The 14935-nt window shown below is 45.7% G+C and carries 16 protein-coding genes and 1 riboswitch; of the genes, 2 read left to right on the top strand and 14 right to left on the bottom strand.

Annotated elements, in window-relative coordinates; translation table 11 throughout:
* Positions 1-11 precede the first annotated feature (11 nt).
* Positions 12-893 carry a phosphogluconate dehydrogenase (NAD(+)-dependent, decarboxylating) gene (gene gnd / locus DFR62_RS08640; protein ID WP_121299782.1) on the bottom strand — a complete coding sequence of 294 codons (882 nt, stop codon included), beginning with the start codon at positions 891-893 and terminating at the stop codon, positions 12-14.
* A gap of 131 nt (positions 894-1024) precedes the next feature.
* Here gnd and DFR62_RS08645 point away from each other — a divergent pair, with 131 nt between their 5' ends.
* Positions 1025-1876 (top strand): MurR/RpiR family transcriptional regulator, encoded by an 852-nt coding sequence (locus DFR62_RS08645; protein WP_121299784.1) that lies wholly within the window; start codon positions 1025-1027, stop codon positions 1874-1876.
* A 388-nt stretch (positions 1877-2264) separates the two neighbouring features.
* Here the strand turns inward: DFR62_RS08645 and cls are convergent, their stop codons facing one another.
* The 9 genes from cls to DFR62_RS08690 all read right to left on the bottom strand — a co-directional run bounded on the left by cls (position 2265) and on the right by DFR62_RS08690 (position 9279).
* Entirely contained in the window at positions 2265-3716 is a 1452-nt protein-coding gene (gene cls / locus DFR62_RS08650; protein ID WP_121299786.1) for a cardiolipin synthase, read from the bottom strand.
* Between the two features lie 127 nt (positions 3717-3843).
* On the bottom strand, positions 3844-4578 hold the full coding sequence (locus DFR62_RS08655) for a YwaF family protein (protein WP_121299788.1): 735 nt from the start codon (positions 4576-4578) through the stop codon (positions 3844-3846).
* A 56-nt stretch (positions 4579-4634) separates the two neighbouring features.
* The gene (locus DFR62_RS08660) at positions 4635-5378 is read right to left on the bottom strand and encodes an ABC transporter ATP-binding protein (RefSeq protein ID WP_121299790.1); all 744 of its coding nucleotides are present in this window, start codon (positions 5376-5378) and stop codon (positions 4635-4637) included.
* Positions 5371-6138 carry an ABC transporter permease gene (locus tag DFR62_RS08665; RefSeq protein WP_425273631.1) on the bottom strand — a complete coding sequence of 256 codons (768 nt, stop codon included), beginning with the start codon at positions 6136-6138 and terminating at the stop codon, positions 5371-5373. The genes DFR62_RS08660 and DFR62_RS08665 overlap by 8 nt, the downstream gene beginning before the upstream one ends.
* Positions 6138-6431: a thiamine-binding protein gene (locus DFR62_RS08670; protein ID WP_121299792.1), complete on the bottom strand. Its 294-nt coding sequence runs from the start codon at positions 6429-6431 to the stop codon at positions 6138-6140. The genes DFR62_RS08665 and DFR62_RS08670 overlap by 1 nt, the downstream gene beginning before the upstream one ends.
* Positions 6431-7438: an ABC transporter substrate-binding protein gene (locus DFR62_RS08675; protein ID WP_121299794.1), complete on the bottom strand. Its 1008-nt coding sequence runs from the start codon at positions 7436-7438 to the stop codon at positions 6431-6433. Before DFR62_RS08675 ends, DFR62_RS08670 begins: the two co-directional genes overlap by 1 nt.
* Positions 7439-7567: 129 nt before the next feature.
* Positions 7568-7677, bottom strand: a riboswitch (TPP riboswitch).
* Between the two features lie 97 nt (positions 7678-7774).
* Positions 7775-8071 carry a putative quinol monooxygenase gene (locus DFR62_RS08680; protein ID WP_121299796.1) on the bottom strand — a complete coding sequence of 99 codons (297 nt, stop codon included), beginning with the start codon at positions 8069-8071 and terminating at the stop codon, positions 7775-7777.
* A gap of 29 nt (positions 8072-8100) precedes the next feature.
* Entirely contained in the window at positions 8101-8529 is a 429-nt protein-coding gene (locus tag DFR62_RS08685) for a MarR family winged helix-turn-helix transcriptional regulator (protein WP_121299797.1), read from the bottom strand.
* A gap of 105 nt (positions 8530-8634) precedes the next feature.
* On the bottom strand, positions 8635-9279 hold the full coding sequence (locus tag DFR62_RS08690) for a nitroreductase family protein (protein WP_121299799.1): 645 nt from the start codon (positions 9277-9279) through the stop codon (positions 8635-8637).
* Between the two features lie 300 nt (positions 9280-9579).
* Between DFR62_RS08690 and DFR62_RS08695 the strand changes: the two genes are divergently transcribed.
* A complete protein-coding gene (locus DFR62_RS08695; protein WP_121299801.1) occupies positions 9580-10290 on the top strand; it encodes a hypothetical protein in 711 nt (236 codons plus the stop codon).
* An 85-nt stretch (positions 10291-10375) separates the two neighbouring features.
* Here DFR62_RS08695 and DFR62_RS08700 read toward each other — a convergent pair whose 3' ends face one another.
* The 4 genes from DFR62_RS08700 to DFR62_RS08715 form a co-directional block, all read right to left on the bottom strand.
* On the bottom strand, positions 10376-10660 hold the full coding sequence (locus DFR62_RS08700; RefSeq protein WP_121299803.1) for a hypothetical protein: 285 nt from the start codon (positions 10658-10660) through the stop codon (positions 10376-10378).
* 299 nt (positions 10661-10959) lie between these two features.
* Positions 10960-12282 carry a PQQ-dependent sugar dehydrogenase gene (locus tag DFR62_RS08705; protein WP_121299805.1) on the bottom strand — a complete coding sequence of 441 codons (1323 nt, stop codon included), beginning with the start codon at positions 12280-12282 and terminating at the stop codon, positions 10960-10962.
* Positions 12283-12854: 572 nt separating this feature from the next.
* The gene (locus DFR62_RS08710) at positions 12855-13706 is read right to left on the bottom strand and encodes an aldo/keto reductase (RefSeq protein ID WP_121299807.1); all 852 of its coding nucleotides are present in this window, start codon (positions 13704-13706) and stop codon (positions 12855-12857) included.
* Between the two features lie 33 nt (positions 13707-13739).
* A complete protein-coding gene (locus DFR62_RS08715) occupies positions 13740-14906 on the bottom strand; it encodes an MFS transporter (RefSeq protein WP_121299809.1) in 1167 nt (388 codons plus the stop codon).
* Between the last annotated feature and the right edge of the window lie 29 nt (positions 14907-14935).

Genomic DNA, 14935 nt, shown 5'->3' on the forward strand with positions numbered 1-14935 from the left:
TAAGCAATAATTTATTTCTTGACGACTGCGTGCCCGCCGAATTCGTTGCGCAGTGCCGCAACCACTTTTCCTGTAAACGTGTCATCTTCGAGAGAACGGTAGCGCATCATCAGCGACATCGTGATGACCGGTGCAGGCACATTCAAGTCGAGTGCCGTTTCCACTGTCCATTTCCCTTCACCTGATGAGTTCATAACCCCTTTGATGCCATCCAGCTTTTCATCTTTCGAGAAGGCGTTTTGCGTCAAGCCCATCAAATAAGAACTGATAATCGAGCCGTTGTTCCAGACGCCGGCCACTTTTTCATAGTCATAATCGAAATCACTCTTATGGAGGATATCAAATCCTTCAGCAATCGATTGCATCATGCCGTACTCGATGCCGTTGTGGATCATTTTCATGAAATGCCCGCTGCCTGGTTTGCCAGCGTATAGATAGCCGCCTTCGACTGAAATGTCACGGAAGAGCGGTTCGATGTCGTTAAATTTCTCTTCATCTCCGCCGATCATCGCGCAAATGCCGTGGCGTGCGCCTTCTGTTCCGCCGCTTGTTCCACAATCGAAGAAATAAATTCCGTTTTCTTTTAATTCATCTGCACGGCGCACTGATTCTTTATAGTTCGAGTTGCCTCCATCGATGATGGTATCGCCTTTATCCAATAGTGGTACCAATTGTGCGATGACCGATTCCGTAATTTCTCCGGCCGGCACCATCAACCATACCGTACGCGGCGCCTGAAGGTTCTGCACCAATTCTTCGAGCGATCCAGCCACTTTGAAATCGCTTACTTCCAAGGCGTTTGCATCATGCCCTACCACTGTGTGGCCATGATCTGTTAAATTGAGTGCCAAGTTCTTCCCCATCTTGCCCAAACCGATAATTCCGATTTCCATTTTAAAACCTCCTGTAGAATAAAAGAATATTTTTCCTTATTGGATTCAGTATATCAAATATTTTTCCGCATACAAGCATGTTATGATAGAAATATAAAAAAACTTCAAGCAACAGAAAGAGGCGTGGCAGAATGAAACAACAACAATTCGCATTGGCAGCCATCCGTGGCAGTTACCGCAATTTCAGTGAAAAGGAAAAGAAAATCGCCGATTACATCTTAAATGACCCCCGCAACATCATCCATTTGACGATCAACCAAATTGCCGATGAGCTCGGGCTTGCAGAATCGACCGTCTTCCGCTTCTGCCAGCGCCTCGGCTTTAAAGGCTTCCAAGCGTTCAAAATCGCCTTGGCTGCGGAAGTTGTCGCGCCATTAAAAGACATCCATGAACAGATCGAAGAAGGCGACGAAGTAAAAACAGTGGCAGAAAAAGTATTCCGCTCCAATATCAAGACACTCGAAGATACCTTGCAGATCATCGACGAAGATGCCTTGAAACAATCAGTCGCAGCAGTGCTGTCTGCACGCAAGATCGAGTTTTTCGGAAACGGCGGATCTGCGATGATCGCCATGGACGGCTATCATAAATTCGTCCGGCTCGGCCTTCATGTGGCGATGAATATGGATGCCCATCTCCAACTTATGTCCGCATCCCAGCTCACCAAAGGCGATGTGGCCATTGTCATCTCACACTCCGGCAGCACGCGCGATGTCCTCGAAGTGCTTCACGTCTTGAAGGAAAAAGAAGTGACGATCGTCTGCGTGACCAATTTCGCCAAATCGCCATTATCCAAAGAGGCGGATATTGTTTTGTATACCTTGTCGGAAGAAACGGATTTCCGCTCAGAAGCCCTCGCTTCCCGCATCGCGCAGCTCAGCTTGATCGATGCGCTCTACACGAACGTCATGATCGCCCGTGGTGACGAAGGCAAGACGGCGCTGCGCCATATGCGCGAAGCCATGTCGCAGAAGCGCTTGTAGGCGTTGGGGATTTTGGACAAATAAAAAAAGCTGAAACCTAAAGTGGTTTCAGCTTTTTCAGGTTGTCGAAAAAGGTAAGAAGTTGTAATTTCCGAAGCTTACCGCTCGCTTTCCGTAGGCTCGCGCCCAAGCCTCCTCAGCCGCTAGGCGCCTTCCGGGGTCTCGGTCGTCTCGCTTTACCACTGGAAAGATAAGGTCGACCTACGGGAGACATTATCTTTGCGAAAGTAATGCGCAGCATTATTGAGCAGAAGGGTTTACGAGCGAACGCTTCTCCAAATACTTAGTTAGATCATTGAATTTTGAATGTAGAAAAAACAATCCTATTTTAATTCGTACTGGATTAGGAGACTTCTTCAACCCACATTCCACACGTAACTATCACAAATTATAAAATCGGGCTCAACAGGCGGGCAAAACCTTCGCGCAGCTTGATGGTCCAATCGCGCTGTGCGTAGAGTTCTTTCGTCAATTTGCGGCAATCGGCCATATCCGATTCGAATAGAGATTCGAGTTCCAGCGCAATCCGGCGGTTGAACACCAGTGTATTGATTTCGAAATTCAAGCGGAAGCTGCGGGCATCCAGATTCGTGGTCCCGACGGTTGAAATCTCGCCGTCCACCGTCAGCGTCTTAGAGTGCAAAAAACCACGATCGTATAAATAGACGTCCGCCCCGTAATCGAGCAGTTCGCCGAGGAACGACCAAGATCCCCACATGACAAATGGATGGTCTGGCTTGCCGGGGATCATGATATGCATTTTGACACCGCTCAGCAAGGCCATCTTACAGGCGTCCATAAAACTTTTATCAGGAATGAAATACGGTGTCTGGATGTAGATTTCACGTTTTGCCGACGAAATCATTTTGATTTTCATGTTTTTCAAATGTTCTGTGTGCGAATTCGGCCCGCTCGTGACGATTTGCATCGGCGAGAAATGTCTGATTTGGTGAGGTGGAAAACAAAAGATGTCGTCTCGGTTCTTGTATTGGTTGGCGTAGTTCCAATCCAGCACAAAACGGTCTTGGATATGATGGACGACGTCTCCTTCTATGCGCAAATGAACATCGCGCCAATAGCCGAATTTCTCCACTTCACCCAAATATTCCGTCCCGACATTAAATCCGCCAATATATCCGATTTTCCCGTCAATGATGCACACTTTCCGGTGGTTGCGGTTATTGAGGCGGAAATTGATTCCCCATTTGGACGGAAAAAAGATTTCCACTTCGCCGCCATGTTCGATCAATTCCTTGAAATCCGATTGTTTTAAACTCTTCGACCCAACTGCATCATAGAGAAGCCGTACCTTGACTCCGGCTTTGGCACGTTCGAGCAAGGCATCGAATAGCCGCTGGCCGAGCGCATCCCGTTTGATGATGTAGTATTGGACATTGACCTCTTCCTGCGCGTTGCTGATGTCTTGGATCATCGTGTCGAATTTCTCGTTGCCTTCAGAGAATATCCGGGTTTCGTTGTAGAAGCTGACGAGTGATTTGGACGACCGCAAATTCATGATCAGCAATTGCTCGTATTTGTTCAGCAGCTCTTCATCATATTCTGTTTCCCCTGCCTGGATGCGCTGGACTTGAGCATCGACTTGCCGCGTGTAATAGGATTGTTCGTCTTCGCTCAGATTGTAAAAGTTGTTGTTGGTCAAATGCCTGCCGAAAAACAAATAGACAATAAACCCGAGAATCGGCAAGAAAAACAAAATCAATAGCCATGCCCAAGTAGTCCCTGCATCCCGCCTTTCATTGAAGATAATGACAAGCGCGAGCACGATGTTCAACAGCAACAAAGAGTTCAATGTCCAGCTCAGTACGACTACCCAATCCATCCCCGCCACCCCTTTCGCTATGTCCCCCTTCTATTCTCTAAATATGCAAATAGTCCTCTATTGAAAAACGAAAAAGCTGCCGGGAACGGAAGCATTTCCGTCCTCTGCAGCTAGTTTATGACCTGATTCAATTGTCTTCAGAAGCTGTTTTTTTAAAGAGCCAGCGGAATATCCCATACTGAGCCGCAAATAAGAAAAAAGCAGCTAAGCATAAATTGATATAATACCAAACGCCATCCCCGAAAAAATCCAAGGGCGAGACGGTAGATGGCCGCTGCGACAGGTAAAGATAATTCGAGCCAGTCTGTGGATTGACCCAGAACCCGATGAACGCGGCATAGACGAGCAAAAGGCCATAAACCGAAAACACCGAACGCCACGTAAGTGCACTTGGCATAGCTAAAGCCAAAAACAGACTTGCCCAGGCGATGGCGGTATGATGGACAAAAAATTTCCAAAACCGGTAGTGCTGGTAATCATACGGCATATCCGGCGTCACCAGTGCCAAAGCCGCGGGCACGATGCCGAGGAAAAACGATACGCGGATCCAAAATGGATGCAAAGTGACTAAGCCGATCATGGCGGTGATAGAAGCGACACCGCATAAATGAAGCGGCATATAACGATCGAAGCTCCAATACTCGTGGCTGACGGCCCAATACTGATAGGACACTTCAGAGATGAGCAGCACAAGAAACAGCAGCCAGCGCAATTGCTGGAACAAGGCATCTTTTGCGGCGAAATTGTCTCTTAAAAGGACCAGGCACAGGAATCCTGTTAAGGCGATTGCCAATACGATTAGATGGCTGAGGGAAAAAAGCTCGAACGGATAATCGGATCTTGCACCAAACCACGTATCCATCGCTGCCCCTCCTTCTGTATCCAGTTCGAAAACTACTTCAATATGCGCTTAAAACCTTATTCCCCTGTCCCTTTCTTCAACACTTTATAAATGTCCTTCTTGTATTGCAGAAACTCTTCTGTCAAAGTGATGTCTTCTGCTCTCGGCCTCGCGAAACCCACTTTAAACTCAGCGACGACACGCGCAGGTTTTTCCGATAACACCAGAATGCGGTCTGCGAGAAACAAAGCTTCTTCTATATTATGCGTGACGAAAAGAATCGAGCGTTTATTATGCTGCCAAATATCAAGGAGCCATTTCTGCATTTCCGAACGGGTGAATTCATCGAGTGCGGAAAACGGCTCGTCCAGCAAAATGAGCGGCTGTGGGCTTAAGAGGCTACGGATAAAGGCGGCGCGCTGCTTCATGCCGCCGGACAATTGATGCGGATACGATTGCTCGTACCCTGCCAGTCCTGCTTTTTCCATCATTTGAATGGCTGCTTGCTGGTCTTTGTGACCGGCGATTTCAGCCCCTAACAAAACATTGTCCAGCACGGTGCGCCACGGAAGCAGTGACGGGCTTTGCGGCATATAGCTGACGGAGCCTTTTTGGCCTTTGATGTTCTCGCCGCCCAATAGAATGGTTCCTGTATCCGGCTCATAAAGCCCGCCAATTAAATGAAATAACGTGCTTTTGCCGCTGCCGGAAGGGCCAAGCACGGCGACAAATTCATCGTCTGCTATATTCAATGATAACGCTTTCAGCACTTCGGTCCCGTCAAAGCTTTTCGTCAATTGCTCAATCGCCAATTCAGCCATTTGAATTCCCTCCCCCGCTCGTTTTCCAGCGGATGACCCGCTTTTCGAGTAACACAATTGCTGCAAAAAACAGCATGCTCAAGCACATGATTAACAAGATCGCGACAAATACTTGCGTCGTCCGGAACGACGACGAGGCGAGCGTCATATAGACGCCGATGCCCTCCTGCGCCCCAAGCCATTCGGATATGACGGCACCCATGACGCTATAGGTCGCCGCTATTTTCAAGCCCGAGAAAATCGACGGCATCGCATGCGGCCATTCGAGCTTCCAAAAAATCTGGCGTCTGTCGGCTCCTGCCATTTTCATATAATGCAGCAATTCGCCGCTCGTCTGCCTGAACCCGTCAAGTGCCGCGATGGTGATCGGGAAAAAGCACACGAGAATGATGATGATCAGTTTTGGCAATAAGCCAAAGCCGAACCAAATGACCAATAGCGGCGCCAACACGATGATCGGAATGTTTTGCGATAAAATCAGCAAAGGATAAAAGGTCTCCCGCAGTTTCGGCACGAGATGAAGGATTATCGCGACGCCAAGGCCGATCGACGATCCGATGAGAAAGCCGAGGATCGATAACCGGATCGTCGCAAACAAATGCCCGCTGTAGTTTGGCCAACTGTTGATCGCTTCCACCCCGATCTGATAAGGGGTCGGAAGCAACCACTCTGGTACTTCAAACAGCGGCACAAGCACTTGCCAGATGATCAATAAAAGGATGAGGACCAGAACTGGTCTCCATCCTTTTCGCATAATCATCACGGCCGGTATTTCTCCGTCAATTTATCCATCGATGCGCCGCTCGGCTGATACAGCACTTTGATTTGCGAAATGACGTTCGGGCTGCCGTTTTCGATCATCGCCTCGTTCATTTCCTCGACGATCGAAAACAACTGCGCCAGATCCCCTTCCATCGTCGTCTCCAATGGATTGACTTGGTACGGGACGCCTGACTTTTCAATGACGGCGATCGCTTTGTCCACATACGGAATGACGTCTTCCCCATTTTTCGTTTTCGGGATGATTTGAATGCTTAATAATGCATTACCCATCAGTTTTCCTCCTCCGGTAAAAATTCATTCGTGTATGCCTGCTCGACGTCCAGTTCTTCATCGAGCAAACCATTGTCGAACATCCAGGCAGCGTAATCCGCCCACACTTGCTCTTGTTGTTCGCCGAATTTCGCTGCATCGTCCTGATACTTCGGCGACAGCCATTCCTGGCTCGCTTTCACCAGTTCCGGATCCAAATCCGGGACCGCTTCGATCAAGATCTCAGCTGCTTGTTCAGGCTCATCGATGGCGAATTCATAGCCTTGCGAGACTGCTTTGGTGAATGCACGAACGGTTTCCGGATCTTCTGCAATCAAGTTTTCATTGGTCATCAGGATCGGTGTGTAATAATCCAGTTTGTCCGAGTAGTCCGTCAAATACTGCATGTTCAATTCATCGCCGCGCAGTTCGGCTTCAATGCCCGTCCAGCCGTAATAGATCCACGCAAAATCAATGTCGCGTTCGACCGCCGTGAAAAAGTCGCTATTGCCGATATTGACGATGTCGACGTTTTCCACATCAGCCGCTTCCTGTTCCATGATGGACCCAAGCACCGCTTTTTCGACTGGCGCTCCCCAGCCGCCGTAAGTTTTTCCTTCGTAATCGCTCGGCGACTCAATTCCTTTGTCTTTAGGTGATGCAAATCCGGACGTGTTGTGCTGAATGAGCGCCGCGATCGAAACGATTGGAATGTCCTGTACTCTCGCTTCCGTCAAGCTTTCCTGTGCGCCGATGCCGAATTCCGCCTGGTTTGAAGCGACCAATTGATTGGCGCCCGCTTCACCCGGCAAGATGATCTCGACATCGAGCCCTTGCTCTTCAAAATAGCCCTTTTGCTGTGCCACATACAACCCGGTGTGATTGGTATTTGGCGTCCAATCCAAGACCATCGTCACTTCTTGTAATTCCTGTTGTTCATTCGCCACATCGCTGCCCGGATTTTCTGCTTCTTCTGTGCATGCCGCCAGCAGCAATACCGGCGCAATGGCAATCGTCCATTTTTTCATGTTGTTTTCCCCCTCTGAATGAATTCATAAAAGATGATTTCAGGAGCTGAGTCAGGGGACATATCCAATTGCGGATACAAAAAAGCGCCCAAGGTTATAGAAACCTTGGGCGCATATCATCGCAGAATAGACCGATTTGAATATGTTCCCTCCGCTGGTATTAGCCAGTTCAGGTTCCAAGGGTCAATATCTCACGGATATTCTCTCAATCGGCAACACCGATTCCCCCACATGTGTTTTATGAAATTAGCATTTGTCTTTCAAGGTCTATCTTGTCACAGTTCACCAAGATGTTCAAGCATTGCCTAATATCTCGTTTAAACAAACAAGCTTTTCTTACATTGGGACAGCTTCACCGCTATAGACTTTCAGTTCCATCGGCGCGCTCATGAATCCGGCTGCTTTTTGGGAAAATGCCGTGAAATGCTCGCTCGCGTTATGGGCTTCGATTGCTTGCGCATCTTTCCATACTTCGACCATCGTGTAATGGCCTTCTCGCTCAACCGATTTCATCAAATCGTATTGAACATTGCCTGATTCTTGGCGTGACGCTTCGATCAAGATTTTGCTTTCATTTAAAAACGCTTGTTCTTGGTCAGGTTTTACTTGCAAATGTGCGTGGATAATCATCATTTCATTTCGCCATCCTTTAATGTGTATTGTTAATAATCAACGATATTGTCTTGCATGCGCCGGAGCATATCGCTAAGCGCATCCACTTCCTCAGATGTGAAATCATGGAGCATTTGCTTGACGAAGCCCATATTCTCTTTCCGGTATTCGATGATGCGCTCGCGGCCTTCATCGGTCAGGCTGACAAAAATCACGCGGTTATCCTCTGGATTTCTGCGCTTTGTGACCATGCCGCTCGCTTCAAGCTGCTTTAAATGGCGCGTGACCGCGGCGCTATCGATATTGACCAATTTTTGAAGCGTCGACTGGTTGATTTCGTCAACTTTATAAAGCTGGGACAATAATTCATAGCGCGACGCACTGATGCCTGTGCAACGCTCGAACTTCGGGCTGATCTGATTGGTCAGGCCCTTAAACTGGTGCAGCACTTGTTCCTGCTTTGAAAATGAACACGGCATTGAAAGACCTCCTTAATAATCGATGAAGTCAATTGATAGCTGTGCCCACTATTCATTGACCAGTCAAATATAATACATAAATCCCGAATACTCAAGGTCAGCTAGCTAGCTCCAGGTCGTGGTCGTCTCGACCGGCAAGCGGTACGACTGGAAGCCTTCGTTGGCGGCTTTGCCAATCGTGAGAAGCATGACTGGCACATAACGCTCTTTGTCCATGCCGAACGTCTCAGCGATCTTCTGCTTGTCGTAGCCACCGATCGGGTTGGTGTCGTAGCCGAATGCACGGGCAACGAGCATCAATTGCATGGACACAAGTCCTGAGTCCAATAGCACGATGTCTTTCATCTGCTCATTGGACATGCCTTCATACAAAGGTTTGAAGTAGCCGACTTGGAATTCTTTCACTTCTTCCGGCATATAACCGAGTTCTACAGCTTTTCCGTAAATCTCTTCTGCATACTCAATGTTGTTGAGGTCGCCGAACACGGCGATGACAGCTGATGCACTCATTACTTTTTCCAAGTTGAAAGATGCCAGCGGCGCAAGCTTTTCTTTTCCTTCTGCGCTGTCGATAACGACAAAACGCCAAGGCTGCATATTGATGGAAGAAGGCGCCGTGGACGCCTGTTCCAGGATTTCGGTCATTTCCTCGCGGCTGATTTTCACATCCGGATCGTATTGTTTAATGGAACGGCGTCCATTGACGATTTCATTGAAATCATTGGTTTTTTTGTTTTGCAGTGTGTTCATGATAAATTGCTCCTTTTTCTATCCTAATTGTTTTGAGGAATATTAATTGACCCATCATTAATTGATGCCTCACACAATATAAACCCGTTAAAGAAAAAATGCAACCAGAAAGTTTTACAAAGCGAATCGTCAAGGCCAAGTCGATTAGTTTTTTTGCTAAAATTATGTAAAAGCGGCTTCATTATTTCTAAACGAAGCAGTACAATATAGAAAATCATTTTACGTTATCTATAACATTCTTTAATTTAACAAAATCTCGCCATTTCATCAGATCATTTCATCTGACAGGAGGCTTGGGTCATGCTGTTGATACCATTCTTGATCGGCATAGTATTTATCTTGATCCATTTCTTTGCGAGCGTCCTGGTGCCTCGAGATAAACTGAAGCAAATAAAATGGTTCTCGTTTTCGGGCGGGCTTGCTGTTTCGTATATTTTCATCTACCTGCTCCCTACACTTCATAAGCAGCAAGCGGCGATCGAAGAACCTTACCGACAGTTGACGATGGAGTCGGAAATCTATTTTGTCGGCCTTCTCGGCGTCGTCTTGTTTGTCGGCATTCAAATCGTCATCCAGCAAAATTACATTTCCCAAACTTCTACTTTCTGGTCAGTCATCGTGTTCTATGCTTTCTACAACGCGCTGGTTTCCTACGCTGTGCTGTCATTTGAAGTATCTGCGGTTCAAGCTTTGTTCTACTGCGTCGCGATCGGTCCGCATTTCATGGCGGTCGCCCATGATACGTGGCGGAAGTTTCCTGTGGAGTACAATAAATACGGTCGTTATATACTGGCTGTCGGCATTGTCGCCGGCTGGATTGTCGCTTTGACGACTGAACTGACGCCGCTGTTCAAATCGATCGTCTTCTCGCTCGTTTCCGGCGCCATGATCTTCACCGTATTCAAGCACGAATTGCCGAGCGAAAAGGACACGCATTTCCCGACTTTCCTTATTTCCGTCATCCTATACTCTGCGATTACGATTACACTGAAATTTGTGTTCGAATGGTAGATATCAAAATAAGCCCGGCACAGTTATGAACTGAGCCGGGCTTGTTTAGTTTCGCTTCTCTTTTTCATAAACCGGTTCCATCATTTCAAAACAGATTGATTGCTCTATAAGGAATGATGTCTGTAAAAAACAAAATAAACGAGAACACCGTAATACCTATTCCTAACCAAAAATACTTTTTCCAACATTGTATGACGACGCCGAGCAAGAACACTGCAGCGGGGATTAGCCAGAGTGGAAAGATAACTTCAGGTGATTCCGGTCCATATTCGGAGATGAAGCCAGCTGCAAACCAATAAGATATGGGAAGTATAAAAAGTCCAGCTATAGGAAGGTATACAATACGCAGAAGTATGATGGTTAATTTCATAAAGAAACCTCCTCTTCATAAAACTGAATACGAAGCATAAATAACCTTATTAATGAAATGTTTTCGTATTTAAGCAATCGATAACCCCTTGGTAATTTGGGTAATTATACCATAAAAGACAATGAGAGTTGCTGATGGTTTCAAGCCCCTTCTCCTACAGCCATTACACTTTCAATCTATTCAAACAGCAAATAAACAGGCATTCATGAGAATACATGAATGCCTGCTTATTTAATATTTTCATACCGCTCAAATTAATGACGCTGATATGAGAGTGGATGCTTTTAGAGAATAATAAATTATTCTGCTGCAGTAATCTGGTAAATCAGACCGCCATCAGTGCTCGCAATAAGCGCGCCATCTTCAGTTACAAGAATGTCACGGAAACGTTGAGCTTCATCAGTCAATAGTCGTTCTTCTCCAACGATGATGTCATCTTCAATAACGACACGTACAATATAGTTCGGGGCTAAACCACCGATAAACAAATTGTTCTCCCATTCAGGGATTGCGTCATTATCATAGAATGACATACCACTTGGTGCACTTGTTGGATCCCAATAATATCTTGGTTCCACAAAGCCTTGCGCTTCGTGCTCTGAAATACCATCATTGATTAATTCACCAGTGTACTCGATACCATAAGAAACAATTGGCCATCCATAGTTGTTCGCTGGTTCAATGATATTCAGTTCATCCCCAGCTTGTGGACCGAATTCAACAATCCATAAGTCTCCTGTTTCAGGGTTGTAGTCTATGCCTTGAATATTACGGTGACCATAGCTGTAAATACCATCCAGTGCGTCTTCATCTTCGACAAATGGATTTGAATCTACTGGCTCTCCATCTTGTGTAATGTGAATGACTTTACCTAAGTAAGCGTCCAAGTCTTGTGCACGTTCACGAATTGGATCGTCTGAACGCTCACCAGTTGTTAGGAATAGGTTGCCCTCCTCATCGAAGATAATACGACCGCCATAGTGTAAGTCGCCATCATATGCCGGTGTTGCTTGGAAGATGACTTCAAAATCTTCAAGTGAGGATTCATCTTCTGATAACACACCTTTACCGACAGCAGTGACGGTACCGTCTTCAAGATCTTGAGAAAACGTCATGAATACTGCTCTTGATTCGTCAAAATCAGGTGCAACGGCTACATCAAGCAAACCGCCTTGACCTGAGTTATTCACTTCTGGTGTACCTTCGATTGGATCTGAAACAGAACCATCTTCAAGGTTTACAATAAGAAGTTCTGCTGCATCTCTTTGCGTCACAAGTAAGCGGTTTGGTTCAAACTCTACCATACCCCAAGTCACGCCAAGACCATCAACAACAACTTCCTCATCTAGTTCCGTTTCAGTCTCTACTGCAGGTGCTCTAGTTTGTTCTGGAAATGCTGGTTCAAACTCAGTGACTTTGGGTTCAGTTTCTGCACTTTCATTTGCGCCCTCGTCTGCACTTTCCTCTGTTGTAGCACCCTCATCTGTACTTTCTTCTGTTGTAGCATCAGAGTCATTCGTTGACTCTTCGTCTGAAGCATCTTCATTGCCACATGCTCCCAAAGCCAACACAGAACTTAGAACTGTGAGGGACATTAATCTTGACCACGAATTTTTCGTCATTAGTGTTCCTCCCCTTTTTTTCTATTTGACACACTAAATATTACTTTCCCCAAAACCCCAGTATTAAAACTTGGTTAAAAATTCCATCTTCTAAGTAATATATGAAACACCTTTGAAAATAACGTCATCATAATTATTTGGAAATGAAAAATAATATGATTTTTTTCATGATTAAAGGAAAAAAAGAAATCTATGATAAAGAAATCACTTCTACGACCGGTGTAACATGTATTTGTTGTGTCAAAGATTACGATAATGATTTCAAGATCAGGGCTTATTCAGGACAAAATGGCAGTTAATACAAAGGTGGGTATTTCTATTACGTGTTTATGCGGATGCGTTTAAAATGAATCAAGATGTGTTTGCCACCATGCAGAACTTATTACAGTATCAGAACTATGGAATACACGAATGCGTTTCCATATTAAGCATGGCCGTAAATGTACTTTTTAGGAGATAATAGCAAAAGGAGAGAAGATTCGGCTTACCGCCTTCTTCTCTCCTTTCTATTTTGTAGCTTCCGATAATCTCGCAATATGTTAACTGAAGACTACTCGTCGACCTTATTTAGACTAAATATCTAGCTTACGCGTCCCAATCCACTTCACAATCTCGGGGTCACGATGCGAAAAGAACAGACTTTCTTTCGTATCCAAACGCGCAATGGCTTCCAGATCTTCTTTACTTAATTGAAAATCAAAAATATTAAAGTTTTCGGCCATTCGATCTTTATGAACGGACTTTGGAATTGCCACGACACCTCTTTGTGTCAACCAACGCAGGATTACTTGAGCAACAGATTTATTGTACTTTTGGGCAATTGAAACCAATATTTCATTCTGAAACATGCTATTTTTTCCTTCAGCAAAAGGCCCCCAGGACTCTATTTGGACATTATTATCTTTCATCAACTGATGACTTTCGATTTGCTGACAGAAGGGGTGGGTTTCCACTTGATTGACGGCAGGCGAAATTTCATTGTGCACAATTAAGTCTACAAGCCGGTCCGGATGGAAATTAGAAACGCCAATGGCACGGATTTTTCCTTCCTTGTACAATTCCTCCATCGCGCGCCAAGAACCATAGATATCTCCAAAAGGCTGATGGATTAAATACAGATCCAAATAATCAAGCTGCAATCTCTCAAGCGAATCAAAGAATGCTTTCTTTGTCTGTTCGTAACCTGTATGCTCCACCCAAAGTTTTGTCGTAATGAATAGGTCCTCTCTCGGCACACCGCTTCGTTTAATGCCTCTCCCCACTGCTTCTTCATTTAAATAAGAAGCAGCGGTATCAATTAAGCGATAACCTGTCATTATGGCCTCGTAGACGGATTGTTCGCACTCCATTTCATCTTTAATCTGGTATACCCCGAAACCAAGCAAAGGCATCTCCACTTTGTTATTTAGCATCACTTTTTGCATTTGAGTTCCTCCTGTTTGTTGATAGATGCAGATTCAGCTTTCGATTATCGATTTCTTATGAATGAACAAATGTAGGCTAATAAAGAGCAAGAGAGCACACGCAGCAGAGATTGCACTTATCCAAGTAATCGATGTCACAGAAATGCCTCCTACTGCCATCCCACCAATGCCAGCTCCTGCCGCAAAGCCTAGCTGTACGAAGGAACTGTTTAAACTAAGGACAATGCTGGACGCTCCTGGCACCAGAGAAACCAAATTGAAATTTTGCGTCGGACCAAATGTCCAGCAAGCTATTACCCAAATCATCAATAGCGGGATACTGATGAGGATCGAATTAAAATCAGCGGATAATAAAAGTAAAGCAATCATTTGGACGCTCATAGCTCCTAATAATGTACGGAAGGTGCCAATGCGATCAGCCAATAGTCCGCCGAACTTAGAGCCCACCACACTCCCAATGCCCAACGCAAATAGGATGGCACTTATCCCGTGTTCTGTCTGTGGCAGGATAGCTGCCAGATAAGGCGTTATATACGTATCTATTACTGAAAATCCAAGAAAGACAAAGAACGTGACGCACAGCATAAGTGCCAGCTGTGGGCTTTTCAAAAGAGCCAATCTTTGGCTTAAAGGAACAGAGTCTTCGCTTTCCATATCCGGAATCATTTTAGCAACAGCAAACAAAGCGCCTATGCTTAAGATGCCAATAATCCAAAAGATGGTCTTCCAATCATAAGTGGATGCAATCACACGCCCTATTGGCACACCCATGACAAGGGAGGAACTAAAACCCAATGCAACGTTCGCCATGGCACTCCCTTGCTTTCCAGGAGACGCAAGTTTGGCTGAGGCAGCATAAGCCGTCACCACGAAAACCCCCGTGCCGATTCCAAGCAACACACGCGCCGCCATCAGTGGAAGAAATTCTGTAGTCACTAGCGTCGAAACGATTCCGCTAAATATAATGGCGAGAGCCAAAAGCAGTTGTTTGCGCAGGCTCCATTTTGACACGGCCACAATCACAATCGGCGCTCCGATTGCGTTGCCCAGTGCGAATGCAGTAATCAATTGCCCGGCTGTAGACACGGGAACATCAATTGAGGCAGCGATTTTATCCAGCATTCCCACAATTCCGAACTGGGATGTCCCGACAAAAAAACTGATTAAGCTTAATATATAAATTTTCCATGTATTATTCATGATGCCGTTTCATCCCCTATATAAACTGC

Origin of the sequence: Planococcus citreus (assembly GCF_003664125.1) — a bacterium.
GTDB classification, from domain to species: domain Bacteria; phylum Bacillota; class Bacilli; order Bacillales_A; family Planococcaceae; genus Planococcus; species Planococcus citreus.